The 12,755-nt window shown below is 59.7% G+C and carries 10 protein-coding genes; 4 read left to right on the top strand and 6 right to left on the bottom strand.

All coding sequences use genetic code 11. The features are described from left to right. Positions 1-53 precede the first annotated feature (53 nt). From ACW9UR_RS00050 to ACW9UR_RS00030, 5 genes are all read right to left on the bottom strand, one after another. The gene (locus tag ACW9UR_RS00050) at positions 54-1,382 is read right to left on the bottom strand and encodes an LLM class flavin-dependent oxidoreductase (RefSeq protein ID WP_458914837.1); all 1,329 of its coding nucleotides are present in this window, start codon (positions 1,380-1,382) and stop codon (positions 54-56) included. A gap of 53 nt (positions 1,383-1,435) precedes the next feature. After that, positions 1,436-2,440 carry an LLM class flavin-dependent oxidoreductase gene (locus ACW9UR_RS00045; protein ID WP_458914836.1) on the bottom strand — a complete coding sequence of 335 codons (1,005 nt, stop codon included), beginning with the start codon at positions 2,438-2,440 and terminating at the stop codon, positions 1,436-1,438. A gap of 20 nt (positions 2,441-2,460) precedes the next feature. Then, positions 2,461-2,772: a hypothetical protein gene (locus ACW9UR_RS00040; RefSeq protein WP_458914835.1), complete on the bottom strand. Its 312-nt coding sequence runs from the start codon at positions 2,770-2,772 to the stop codon at positions 2,461-2,463. A 74-nt stretch (positions 2,773-2,846) separates the two neighbouring features. Then, entirely contained in the window at positions 2,847-4,328 is a 1,482-nt protein-coding gene (locus tag ACW9UR_RS00035) for a sodium:solute symporter family transporter (protein ID WP_458914834.1), read from the bottom strand. Between the two features lie 466 nt (positions 4,329-4,794). Then, positions 4,795-5,835, bottom strand: a complete 1,041-nt coding sequence (locus tag ACW9UR_RS00030) for a YeiH family protein (protein ID WP_458914833.1) — start codon at positions 5,833-5,835, stop codon at positions 4,795-4,797. 107 nt (positions 5,836-5,942) lie between these two features. On the opposite strand from ACW9UR_RS00030, the gene ACW9UR_RS00025 reads away from it, so the two are divergent. Then, positions 5,943-6,857, top strand: a complete 915-nt coding sequence (locus ACW9UR_RS00025) for a LysR substrate-binding domain-containing protein (RefSeq protein WP_458914832.1) — start codon at positions 5,943-5,945, stop codon at positions 6,855-6,857. Positions 6,858-7,283: 426 nt separating this feature from the next. Here the strand turns inward: ACW9UR_RS00025 and ACW9UR_RS00020 are convergent, their stop codons facing one another. Beyond that, a complete protein-coding gene (locus ACW9UR_RS00020) occupies positions 7,284-8,285 on the bottom strand; it encodes a helix-turn-helix transcriptional regulator (RefSeq protein ID WP_458914831.1) in 1,002 nt (333 codons plus the stop codon). Between the two features lie 196 nt (positions 8,286-8,481). On the opposite strand from ACW9UR_RS00020, the gene ACW9UR_RS00015 reads away from it, so the two are divergent. Genes ACW9UR_RS00015 through ACW9UR_RS00005 form a run of 3 tightly spaced genes read left to right on the top strand, consistent with a single transcriptional unit; the run spans position 8,482 to position 12,472 of the window. Then, positions 8,482-10,047, top strand: coding sequence for an amidohydrolase family protein (locus ACW9UR_RS00015; protein WP_458914830.1), 1,566 nt, complete (start codon positions 8,482-8,484; stop codon positions 10,045-10,047). A 35-nt stretch (positions 10,048-10,082) separates the two neighbouring features. Beyond that, complete coding sequence (locus ACW9UR_RS00010) at positions 10,083-11,717, top strand: amidohydrolase family protein (RefSeq protein WP_458914828.1); 1,635 nt, start codon at positions 10,083-10,085, stop codon at positions 11,715-11,717. Next, positions 11,714-12,472: a DUF3299 domain-containing protein gene (locus ACW9UR_RS00005; RefSeq protein WP_458914827.1), complete on the top strand. Its 759-nt coding sequence runs from the start codon at positions 11,714-11,716 to the stop codon at positions 12,470-12,472. The genes ACW9UR_RS00010 and ACW9UR_RS00005 overlap by 4 nt, the downstream gene beginning before the upstream one ends. Positions 12,473-12,755 lie beyond the last annotated feature (283 nt).

The raw sequence follows: 12,755 nt of genomic DNA, 5'->3' as shown, positions 1-12,755 counted from the left end.
GGAGGACCCGGCCGCTGGTTGTTGGAACTGGGACATTTTGGCCTCGTTCATGGTCAGTCCTGAAGCAGGTTTTCGCGTAGCGTGGGGCCGGCATACTCGGTCCGGTAGCGCCCGCGCCGCTGCAACTCGGGGACGACATGATCGACGAATTCCTCGAAACAGCCCGGCGTGTAGGTCGCGGCGAGCATGAAGCCGTCCGCTCCCCCTTCGTCCATGAAGACCTCGAGCTTGTCGGCAATATCCTCGGCCGTCCCGACGAGAACCGGCATCCCCATGCCCTGCGCATAGATCAGCGCCGCCTCGCGCACCGTCACGGGTTGCTCGCCCTTGGGGTCCTTGGCATAGATGATTGACTCGAAAAGGCCCTGGATACCCGGCACCTCGAGGTTCTTGACGTTTTCGTCGAGGTCCATCTTCGAGAAGTCGAGCCCGAAATGCCCCGACATCCAGGCCACAGCGCCCTCGAGCGGGATGCAGGCCTTGATGCGCTCATACTTGGCTTCGGCTTCTTCGCGGGTGGCTGCGACGACGGTCTGCACGCCGTAGATCAGCTTTACACTACCATCGGGCCGGCCCATCTTTGCGCAGCGCGCGTTCAGATCGTCGGCATATTCGCGCATCCGTTCGACGCCCGGATGCACGGCGAAGATCGCCTCGGCGAACTCGGCTGCGAAATCCCGCCCGCGCGGGGAAGATCCGGCCTGCCAGAACACCGGCCTCCCCTGCGGAGATGGCGCGCAGAAATGCCGGCCCTTGCATTTGAAGTACTTGCCGTCGTGGTCGATCTCGCGCACCTTCGAAGGGTCGGCGTAGATGCCGCTTTCCTTGTCGGCGATGATTGCGTCCGGTTCCCAACTGTCCCACAACTCGCAACACAGACGGATGTATTCGTCCATTTTGTCGTAGCGCTCGTTGCGCGGGGTCATGTCCTCGTGTCCGTAAGCGTCCCATTCGCTTTTCGAGTAGGAGCTTACGATGTTCCACGCGACCCGACCCGCCGACAGATGATCAAGGCTCGAGAGCAGCCTGCACATCGAATACGGATGCACGAACATGGTCGAGAGCGTCACCCCGATCCCGAGGTTCTTGGTCGCCGCTGCGACGATCGGCACGATGGTCGAGGGCTCGTGCGTCGGACATTGGACCGCGTATTTGATCGTCGCGTCCGAACTGCCCTCATAGGTGTTGTAGGGTGCCAGCTCGTCGGCGATGAACATCGCGTCGAACAGCCCCCGCTCCATTGTGCGCCCCATGTGCTGCCAGTAATCGGGTCGCGAGAAATGGTATCCAATCTTGTCGGTGGGATTTCTCCACATCCCCGTCGCGTGACTGTTCACGCCATGTTGGATGAAGCCGAGCAGGTGCGCTTTTTTCTTGGACATGGTTTGCTTTCTTTCTTTTTTCCGTTGTTTGACTGCGGGTCCCGGAGATTCCGTCAGGGACCCGACTCCAGTTCTGCCCGCATTTCGCGCAGAGGTTTTACGACTTGGGTCATGAATGCCGCCGCATCAGCCACCGGGTCATCGAACTGGCAGAGCACCCGGGTCACGCCGAGCGCCGCGAGTTGGCGCAGTCGCGTCTTCAGCGCAGGCGGGTCGCCGATCAGCCCGGCGGCGAAACCGGCATTGCTGTCGACCATCTCGGCATCCCCGAGCGCCTTCCAGCTATCCGCACCGGACTGCGCCATCACCTCGCGGAAATAGGCGATCGAGGCTTGGTCGCGCCGTGCGATCAGCCGCTCGACCCGTGCTTGGGCAGCTGCGACTGATGGCGCCGCCATGACATGCGCGTTGATCGCGATCTCAACCTCGCGGCCCTGGCGTGCAGCGGCTTCGCGCATGCGTCCGATCTGCTCGGCCAACACGTCGTCGCTCATCCCGTTGAGGAACAGGCAGTCGCCGATCCGTGCCGCCATGGCGGTGGCCCGCGCAGATTGGCCCGCCAGCCAGATCTTCGGCCGATGCGCGGGATCGATACCGCCCTCAGCGTCGTCGAAGCCGGCCAGCAACCGATCCGCAAATGCTTCGGCCCGATCGTAGCGGCCCGCATGGTCGAGCCATTCGACCCCGGCACGATCGAATTCTTCTTGCCACCAGCCGCACACGACGCTCAGTGAAACTGGCCGCCGCGCCAGTTGCGCCACCGTGTCCACCATTCGCGCCATCTGCGTCACCGGACGAAAGCCGGGTTTGACAGCGCCGCAAAGCCCGATCCGCAGGGTCATTGGTGCGATGGCGGCCAGGAGACTCCACGCGTCTATCACCCGAGCCTCAGGCCCATGAATCGGGTTGAGTAGGTTTTCCGACGCGTAGAGGAAATCATATCCCGCCGCCTCGGCGAGGATCGCTGTCTGGATGCAAGCGTCTATGTCGGTGCCGGGAGCGGAGTCGCGACTGCGCAGCCAGCCGCCATAAACGGGCAACCATATACCAAAGCGCATCTGCGACACCGCGCCCCCCTTCAGTCCGCCGCCACGACGGGCTTGTCGAGGAAGAACGCGATCCCATTCGCCGCTGCCGTGATAATGGCGAGCAGCGGGCCGAGATAGATGAAGACCGGGTGGACGCCAACCAGGAAGATCACCGTCGAGGCGGCAAGCACAGCAAGGCCGAACATCCACCACTTGGCATCAAGATCGCCGCTGGTGTCGGTCTCGATTCCGGTATCGGCGTGGGTGCTCAGGGCACCGCGTACACCTTTGGCGTATCCGGCAACGAAGAGCACCGTCGCTACCAAGCCGCAGAGAAGGAAGAACATCAACAGAGGGGACATGGGGATTCCTTTGCAATGGGGCCCGCAGGCCGTGGGGGATGACCCACCCGGCAAATGCCGGGCGGGTTGCTGGTTCAGATTTGGCTCGGAGTGGCCTGCGGCGCTTCGAGCGCCTCCTCCACAGAGCCGCGGTTGACCACGCCGGTCAGCACCACAAAGCCGCCGCTGATTGCCAGGATCGAAAGCGTCCCCACAAGCTCGCCATAGATTGAGCGAAGCGGCATACCTATCGCGATCGCCAGAACCACGCCACCGACGAAACCGAGCGAGGTAGTCTGTTTCCAAGTAATCGCGAAGATCAGAGGCAGGAGTATCGACGTTTTAAGTGCGTAAGTCGTCAGCACCAGCGATGTGAAATCAACTCCTGAAAGCACTATTATTGCGCCGACTACACCGCCCAGCAGCATCGAGAGCTTGGTGATGTAGAAGAGTTTGCTCTCGCTCGTCGCGGGCCAGAACCGCTTTACCAGGTCGACAGCCACGATCGAGGACAGGGCCGAGCTAGCACCGTCAACGGTTGAGTAGCAGGCCGCGAGGATCGCTAGCACATAGGCGATGATCAACACCATCGGCAGGCCGATATGGCTGACGATGTACGGGCCTACTGCAATGATATCTCCGCCAAAATCATCTGGCACGATCCCATAGCCGAGCGCCACGAGCCCTAGCATGCCAAGGCAGATCGGGATCGGGTAGAATAGTAGCCCCGACCACATGAAGGTACGTCCGACCTGGTTCGGCTTGATGGCATAGACCTTCTGCCAGAAGGTCTGGTCCGCCACGGTTGCGGCCAGAAGGCCGAAGGCCAGCGTGATACCGAAGCCGGCCGCCGCATCTGCCTCGAAGATAGACAGGTTGGTGGCATCGCTGGCCTCGACGGCCGAGTACACGGCGCCCGCACCGCCCTCGATCATTCCGAACACCGCAACGACCACGATCGCCGCCGGAACGGTGATCATCCAGGTGTTGATGGTGCCGGTCATGACACTGGTCCAAAGCCCGCCGAAATAAGAATAGGCGAGCACCACCACAACTGTAAGCATAGTCGCGACGCGCCAGTCGATCGGGAAAACGATCGACATCACGACCGAGGTCCCCTTTAGGTTGATTAGTATTTCCAGAAGAATGCCAAATATCATCGTAGTTGTGACGACACCTGCGGCAACTTTTGAGTAAGAAAATCTCTTATATACGAACTCTGAGATCGTATATCCATCGGGCATGCGTTTCTTAAGGATCTTGGCCAAGGGCACCATCGCAAGGACGGCGAGCCCGTTCGGCACGACGAACCAGAAGAGTCCCGACAGACCCCACTGATAGGTCATCGCTGTGCTCATCATCACGGCCATGGCCCAAGTCCAGACCGAAACAACCGATCCGATGCCAAATCCTAGGCCGACTTTGCGATTCGACACGATGTAGTCGTGTGTATTCCGTACAAGATTCTGTTTTATGAAGTACGCGATGACCAGGAAAACCAGACCGGTTCCGATCATCAACGCAAAACCCAAAGTGGAGCTTAGTCCACTTGAAAGCACAAGGTCTGACTTGTTCATATCAACTCCTACAGATTATCCGCTGATAAGCTCATCAGGGTTTTCGGACTGGGGTATCCGTGTTGTGGATACTTAGTTTTATTTCTCGAATAGGAATTTTTCAAATGAATTAGTGATATTTTGCGCATCACAATTTGATGTGCACTATTATTGATCAAAATTAATGCTTGCGCTCAATTATTAGACACATGATCGAAGAGTTTGAAGCGGTGATAAGTCGAGCTTCGTCATATCGGGGATGTTCGAGATCACTCTCTCGAGACGTGCCGACCTGGAGTGGCAGCTGATTCGTAGGTGCAAAGTCAGCAATCAACGCTCGGTGAGAACGTGATTATTTGCCCCGTTTTGAGAGATACAGTGTGAGCGGAAACATTAGTACGGCGCGTCTCTCGCATGAGAGTTGCGCCGCGCGATAACATTCGCTTTCCTGACCATCGGCTTTTCGCGGACAGAAAAGACGACCAGCCTATGTCAGCTTCACAAGGACAAGTCCGACAGCCGAGATGAAGGCCCAACCTGCGGCGCCAAGTGCCAGTGGCCGAACCCCTTTGCTGCACAATTTGCGGATATCGGTGTCGAGCCCCATCGCGGCGAGCGCGACCGTCAGCATAAAGGTGGTTGCCGTAGCGGTGACGCCCATTGCCTGCTCGGGTAGCGGCCAGATTACGGCGCTCGCCGCGGTTGCAACAAACCCGAGTACGAACCAAGGCATCGGCGCGGAGGCACCGCCAGCCCCGCCTCGTTTGCCGCGCGCGGCGAGATAGCCCAGGGAAAAGATCACCGGCGCCAGCAGCAGCACCCGGATCAGCTTGGCCAGGGTGCCGACCTGACCGGCCTCGGGGCCTGCTTGGAAAGCCGCCCCGGTGACCTGCGCCACTTCATGCACGGACGCGCCAACCCACAGGCCGTATTGCGGCGCGCCAAGATCCAACGTGCTCCCTATGACGGGGAGCAGTATCATCGAGAGCGAGCCGAATATCGTGACGCAGGCGATCGCATACGCCACGTCTTCCTCGCTGCCCCGGGTAACAGTATTGGCTGCAGCAACCGCCGAGGCACCGCAGATCGAGGTCCCGGCAGCGATCAACTCGGTCAGTTCGCGCCCGACGCCGAATACCCGGCCCAGCACCTTTATGAACACGAAAGTCGCGATCAGCAGGCCGATGACCAATGCCAGGCCCGACACCCCGATCAGCGCGAACTGGTCGAGCGACATCTGGAATCCCAGCAGAATGATTGCGAACCGCAGCACCCGCCGCAGTGCGAACTTCACTCCTGGCTTCAGTTTCGTGCCAACGCCGACGGTGTTTGCAAAGGCGATTCCGAAGACCATGGCCAACATCAGCGGGCTGAGCGCCGCGATGCCAGTGGCATGTTGCACTGCAATACCCGCCAACGCGGCGGCCAACGCCAGCCCTAGCCCCAGCAGCAGCCCAATATGGTCGGTGGCACGACTAGACGGGGGAAAAAGGGTTTCCGTGGCGATATCTGATGCAGAGTTGCTCATATTCGGATGTCGGCCCATTGGGAGATAAGTGATTTTGCGGTGCAACAATCAATTTGTATATCAAATAATACTTGTTATATTGATCGTCATTTGAGATTGAACCGCGGATGACACTCGAACAGCTTAGAATCTTCCTAGCCGTTGCGAATCTCGAGCATGTGACGCGCGCGGCAAGCCAACTGGGAATCTCCCAATCGGCGGTCAGCGCCGCGATTTCGGCGCTGGAAACGCGGCATGCGGTCCAGCTGTTCGACCGCGTCGGCCGACGAATTGCCCTCACCGATGCGGGACAGAATTTCGTGCGGGCAGCGGAGGCTGTGCTGGCGCAGGCCGAAACGGCGGCGTTGGTGCTCGAGGATTTTTCCGCTACGCCGCGCGGGCGACTCCGCATTCACGCCAGCCAGACGGTTGCCAGCTATTGGCTGCCCCGACGGCTTGCTGCGCTTCATGATATTTTTCCGCAGATCGTAATCGAGCTGGTGGGCGGCAACACTGCGCAGGTGGCAAACGCGGTGCTCGAGGGGCGCGCGGATCTCGGTTTCGTGGAGGGCGAGGTGGCGCAGGAAACGCTCCAGCGGAAAGTCGTGGCTCGCGATCGCCTTGTACTTGCGGTTTCAGCAGATCATCCTTGGGCGCAGAGGGCCGAAGTCGTGCCGTCGGAATATCCGACGCAGAACTGGGTTATCCGTGAGCAGGGATCGGGCACGCGGTCAGAGTTCGAGCATCTGCTAGAAGCCCATGGGCTGGATGTCGACGGGCTCAACGTTGTGCTCGAGTTCCCGTCCAACGAGGCGGTACTTTCTGCTGTTGCGGGTGGCCCGTGTGTGACGGTCCTGTCCGAACGCGCAGTTGTAGCTTGGGAAGCCGCGGGCTGGGTAAAGGCTATCGCGGTTCCGTATCCCTACCGTCCTTTCGCGGTGCTTATCCATCCCGCGCGTCACCGGACCCGGGCTATACAGGCGCTGCTGCAGCTTCTTGACGAGAACCCGGCAGCCTCCATGTCGACCTTGCCCCGCGACTAAACCCGACTCGATCTGGGGACGGCTTATTCGGGTTTTTGAAGCCAAGGGGATTTTCTCTATGAGGCCAAACTCAAATAGTCCGCTCGGCGGTAGGATATTGCAGGGGGTGGCAGCAGGAACTTGGCTGTGCGCGCTTGGAGTAGGGCACAGGGGGCTAGACAAGGAGAAGAGTGCGACGCGCCACGCTTCTACGCCTTTAGTACTGTTCTTCCCTGCGCTGGCGCAATCCGACTAAGGCTGTGCCGGCCCCCCCCCCCCCCTGGCGGAGAGGGCGGGTAGCCGTCATTCGCTGCGCGTGCGTACGCATCCTTGCCAAGACCGGGAAGCGGACATTCCGCTAGGGTCCGCCGCCTGAACCGGCGTGACCTACAGGGAGGGCGGGAAGCGGCCATTCGCTGTACCATTGAGCAAGGTCCGCTGACGGGATTATCTGTTTGCGCGGAACTCCGCCGGCGATACGCCTGTCCATCGTTTGAACGCCCGGTTAAAGCTTGGTGCGCTGGAAAAACCGAGGGCTTCGGCAATCTCTGCATTCACCAACGGCTCGCCCGAGGACACTAGTATTAGCGCTTTCTGTCGGCGCACATCGTCGCGAATGCCTTGGAAAGATGTTCCCAAGCGGGCGAGCGTGCGCTGGATATTCCGCGAGTTGGTGCCAAGGTGACTGGCAAACTCTTCGATTGCAAAAGCCTTGTCGGAAAGCCTGTCCGCACAGACCTTTGCCACGAATGTAAGGACTGCCTCCTGTGCTGTTTCATTGCGGAATTCGCCACGCGGCGCCTGCGGAAAGTGCCAGCCGAGATCGAGCGAACACCGCAACCAAGCAGACGGGAAGCCAACCGAGATGCCGTTCCATTTCCTGATGAGAATGGAGGATTGAGGCACGGAGTCAGTCGGGATCCCATCCCGTTTCTGAACGGTGACCAGAAGGCGCGACGGGTCGTAGATCTCACCGACCGTAATCCGAAGCAGCGCGATCCACAGGCTCACCGCCGCCGCGTCAGCCTGTATGATCGGCGCAGTCGGGACAAAGCTTCGTTCACCGCGCAGGACCGTGACATCGTTATTGACGCTCAACGAATAGCGAATGTTGCTGATTTGCTGGCCGAGTTCGAGAATCATCAGGGGCAGGAACTCCGCGAGGGTGTGAGATGCCTCATAGCTTTCGCGCACGAAGACAGGCCCGCTCTCGACGAACTGGGCCGCTACCCTTGCCCCGAAAAAACTGTCACCGAGCGTGTCGGACATGTCCTGCACGGCCTGATAGAGTGCATTTCCCGTGATCAGTGTCGCAGGGTCGGAGAGGTCGAATTGGTTGAGGCCACTGCCTCTCAGCAGTTCGTCGATATCTCCCCCGCTCTGCTCGAAGGCCATGAGGAATGGCTTGAGCTGTGCCGCGCGATTGAAGCCAATCACCTCCGATGACATGGCAAGTCTTCTCTCTTTCCGATGGGCGCTTTGCCGTTCCGATGCTGTTTGCGGACTTGGCGGATTATCTCTGCTTGCCAAGATTCGTACATCACTGTCGCGCCAGGCAATAGCTAAAACGAGAAAGGGGTCGGATAATCCGAACTGCCCGTGACGGTGCTCGGGCACGTCCCCATCGCTCTCTTGGAGATCTCGTATGTCTCTCGAAATCATATTCTTCCGAGCAACGAGTGTCCTTGCGCTCGCGACCGTTGCTACCACGGCCGCATATGCCAACGACATCGTGATCCAGAATGGGCGGGTTATCGATCCGGAAACCGGGCTGGATGCAATCCGCAATGTGGCGATCGAGGATGGCCGCATCTCCGCGATCAGCGAGTTTGCCTTGGAGGGTGACACCGTTATCGACGCGTCGGGCCATGTGGTCGCGCCCGGGTTCATCGACCTGCATGCGCATGGGCAGAGCATCGGCGACTACCGGATGTATGCGATGCAGGGGGTGACCACTGCGCTTGAGCTTGAATCCGGCGTCCTGCCGATCGGAGACTGGTATGACGGACAGGCGGCGAAGAACCTGCCGATCAATTACGGCGCGGCAGCGGGCTGGACCTACAGCCGCATCGCAACCTTCGACAACACTGATCCACTCGCAACGGTCGAGTTCTTCCAGGACGCCCAGATCGAGAACGACTGGAAGATGGAGATTGCCAATCCCGATCAGTCGAGCCGCATCCTGTCGCTGGTCGAACAGGGCCTCAAGGAGGGCGGCCTCGGCATTGGCGTCAACGCGGGTTACGCACCCGGATATGGCCAGAAAGAGTATTTCGCGCTGGCCGAACTGGCCAACCAATACGGGGTGGCGACCTATACCCATGTCCGCTACGCGAGTGTCGAAGAGCCGCAAAGCTCCTACGAAGCGCTCAAGGAACTGATCGGCAATGCCGCCATCACCGGCGCACATATGCACATCTGCCATATTAACAGCACCTCGATGGCCGACATCGTGGCCACGCTCGCCCTCGTCGAAGAGGCTATGGAGCAAGGCATCAACATCACCGTCGAAGCTTATCCTTATGGCGCGGCAAGCACCGTCGTGGGTGCCGCCATGTTCACCGGTCCAAACTGGCAGGAACGGATGAGGACGTCGGCTCAGGCTTTTCAGCTTGGTCAGGACCGCATGACCGAGGACCAGCTCGAAGACTACCAGGCGAACAATCCGGGTACGTTCATCACCTGGCATTTTCTCGATGAGAGCAATTCCGAGGAATTGGCGATGCTGGATATGTCCGTGACCCATCCGGCCACCCTGATCGCGTCGGACGCGACCTTCTGGTCGTATTTTGGCGAGGACAACAGTATCCAGACCTATACCGGCGAGGATTGGCCGCTGCCCGAGAATGTCTTCGCGCATCCACGCTCTGCCGGCGCCTTCGCCAAAGTGCTGCGCGACCATGTGCGCGAGCGCGGCGTGCTGTCCATGAATGAGGCGGTCCGCAAAATGTCGCTGATGCCGGCGCAGACGCTGGAAGAGTTCGTGCCGCAGATGCGCAAGAAGGGCCGGCTTCAGGTTGGCATGGATGCCGATGTCGTGGTGTTCGATCCGAACACCATCGCTGATAGGGCCACATACGAGAATGCGAACCAGCCGGCGGTGGGTGTGCAGACGGTGTTGGTGAGCGGCGGCTTCGCCGTGCGAGACGGAGAGATGGTTTTGGACGAAGCCCACGGCCTGCCGATCCGGCGCGACGTTATGGCCGACTGAGACCTCGGCAAACTGAAAACCTATAGGAGGCAAACTTGCTGATGAAGCGTTTGGGAACTTTGACAAGCACCGCTCTCGTCTCTTGCCTGGCGCTATCTGGCGTGGCGGCGGCGCAGGATTATGACCTCGTGATCTCCAACGGCCGCGTAATGGATCCGGAGACGCTTTACGACTCCATCGCCAATGTGGGGATTTCCGACGGCCGTATCGTCGAGATTTCAAAGGACCCGCTCAAGGGAACGGAAGAGATCGACGCCACCGGGCATATCGTTGCTCCGGGCTTCATCGATACGCATTTCCACTGGCAGCAGCCAATGGGCTATTCGATCGGTCTGCGTGATGGTTTGACCTCCAGCATGGACATCGAGGAAGGCTGCGCGGGAACGTTCGTGGCACAATTCTATGACGATCGGGAAGGTTCGACCCAAGCGAATTATGGCTGCGCATCCAGCCACGAACTGGCCCGTGCCATCGTGCTGGACGGTTACGACAACGCTGAAATCCTCGGTCGTGGTCCCGTAGCGGCGCTGGAAGCCCGCAAGGGAACGGGCTGGAGCGAGTCCTTCGCTGACTACGACACCGGCAACAAGATACTGCAGATCATCGACGAAGGCTTGCAGGCTGGGGGATTGGGCATCGGCTCCACGCTTGGATACATGCGCAATGGCGTCACGTCTCGAGAGATGTTCGAGGTCCAGAAGGTTGGGGCACGCTACGGCCGTCACACGGCGGTGCATACGCGCTTCACCCCGGACGGTGCGACCTTCGAGAATATCGGCGCACAGGAAGTCATCGCCAACGCCCTGGCGCTTGATGCACCAGCGACGATCAATCACTACAACAATCCGGGGTGGCGCCTGACGCACGAACTCATGCAGAGATTGCAGGAGAACGGTTTCAATATCTGGGGCGAGATCTACCCCTATTCCGCCGGCTCGACCACGCTGAATGCGGTCTTCCTGAAACCTGGCAACTGGGTCGAAAAGCTCGGCCATAGCTACGAAGACACGTTGCAGGACCCTATCACCGGGGAATTTTACACTCAGGCCAAATACGATGAAGACCTCGCAGCCGAACCCACCAAGGAAATCCTCCTGTTCAAGACGCCGCCGGAAGACTCCGTGAAATGGCTGACCCTCAGGGGCACGACAATGGCCAGCGACGCGATGTTTGCCGAGCCGCTGATGGGGCCTTGGAACACCCCGTTCGAGGAACTGGGCAACATGCATCCGCGCGGCGCCGGTGCGCGCGCTGCCACGCTACGCTTTGGACGCGAGAACGACATCCCGATGATGCAGCTTTTGTCGATCCTCAGCTACAACGCAGCATACCATTTGGGCCGCACAGGGCTGAAGGCGATGCAGCAGCGGGGCCGGATGCAGGAGGGCATGATCGCCGATATCGTCGTTTTCGATCCCGAAATGGTCACCGACAATGCCACCTACAATCAGGGCGCAGTTCCTTCGACGGGCTTCAAGGCTGTGATCGTTCATGGAGAGGTGACAGTGCGCGACGACGAGTTGCTGGAAGTCTTCGCGGGCCAGCCGATCCGCTTCGAGCCGGAAGAACGACCGCGTTTCGAAACAGTTTCCGAAGAAGCATGGAACCGCGAGTTCTCGACCGGAATGCCGGACGTCGCTCCCGGAATCCCGCCCGAGGGCGGTAAATGATGCATCGCAAAATGAAAGAAGTCATGCGCTTCGTTCTCTGCCTTGCGGCGGCCATTCTCTACGCGAACCAAACCTTCGCAGATCCACGCCCGATCGGGTTTGCCGATCTGCCGGACCCCACCGCGCAGGCCTTCGACGACCCATTCCAAGAAATGGGTTTCGAGATGTTGGAGGAACTGCGAACGGTCGTGCGCCTCGAAGAACGCCTTGCCGGAGATGTTGACGAGGCAGAAACACGCGCGCGGCTTGAAGAACGGTTCGCGCAGGCCAGGGCGGTGCTTGAGACCGATGGTCATGACATCGAGGCACTTCTGGCAGAACGCTGGGTCGTCGCCGAAAAACGGAAGCAGGCAATGATCGCAACGAACCCGGACCTCGTAGCAGCCGATGTCGCGCTAGTGGGCTACCTGATCCCGGCGGGAAGTGACGACACGGGGAGCCCGGTTGGATACCTCGTGCCCGAGATCGGCATGTGCAGCCACATGCCGGCCCCGCCGCCAAACCAACTCGTCCGCGTCGAACTTTCGGCACCGTCACCGGTCAAATCCCCTTATGCGGCGGTGAAGGTCTCAGGACGCTTGAACCCACGGGCAAGCGACGAGACCATCTTCATCCTCGACGGTGAGGTCAGGATGGTGAGCATGTGGACATTAGAGGCCACGGAGGCTGTCGCCGCGGTCGGCCCGTCGAGTTCAGCTGCGATGAACGCCTGGCAGGATGCTCTAAGATCGAAATACGCGCGTGAGAGCAACTGAGCGGATCGAATCGCTGGCAGGACGCAATTTGCTAAAGGTTTGGTCGAAGCGGACTGCGCAACCAGCCGAACCGAAAGTCGGCTCTGGGCCGGATTGCCCGTTGTAAATCGAACGACCGCTAGATCTCCACTTTCCCCGCGCCTCTCAGATAGTCAATCATCGCTCGGACCTTGCCCGGCACAAAACTTCGACTAGGAAAGACTAGCCAGGCGGCGGTGTCGAAGGTCGTAGCCGTCACATCCCAGCCAGCGATAGTCGTTACCAGACGACCAGCTTGAAGATC

Source organism: Halovulum sp. GXIMD14794, assembly GCF_054457455.1.
Note: the sequence above shows the minus strand (reverse complement) of the source record. Positions and strands in the feature narration are given on the sequence as shown.

Bases quoted from the DNA above. Each gene is read 5' to 3' on its own strand.
- ACW9UR_RS00020 (WP_458914831.1), bottom strand. From the start codon at position 8,285: ATGTCATCGGAGGTGATTGGCTTCAATCGCGCGGCACAGCTCAAGCCA.
- ACW9UR_RS00025 (WP_458914832.1), top strand. From the start codon at position 5,943: ATGACACTCGAACAGCTTAGAATCTTCCTAGCCGTTGCGAATCTCGAG.
- ACW9UR_RS00035 (WP_458914834.1), bottom strand. From the start codon at position 4,328: ATGAACAAGTCAGACCTTGTGCTTTCAAGTGGACTAAGCTCCACTTTG.
- ACW9UR_RS00040 (WP_458914835.1), bottom strand. From the start codon at position 2,772: ATGTCCCCTCTGTTGATGTTCTTCCTTCTCTGCGGCTTGGTAGCGACG.
- ACW9UR_RS00005 (WP_458914827.1), top strand. From the start codon at position 11,714: ATGATGCATCGCAAAATGAAAGAAGTCATGCGCTTCGTTCTCTGCCTT.
- ACW9UR_RS00045 (WP_458914836.1), bottom strand. From the start codon at position 2,440: ATGCGCTTTGGTATATGGTTGCCCGTTTATGGCGGCTGGCTGCGCAGT.
- ACW9UR_RS00015 (WP_458914830.1), top strand. From the start codon at position 8,482: ATGTCTCTCGAAATCATATTCTTCCGAGCAACGAGTGTCCTTGCGCTC.
- ACW9UR_RS00050 (WP_458914837.1), bottom strand. From the start codon at position 1,382: ATGTCCAAGAAAAAAGCGCACCTGCTCGGCTTCATCCAACATGGCGTG.
- ACW9UR_RS00030 (WP_458914833.1), bottom strand. From the start codon at position 5,835: ATGAGCAACTCTGCATCAGATATCGCCACGGAAACCCTTTTTCCCCCG.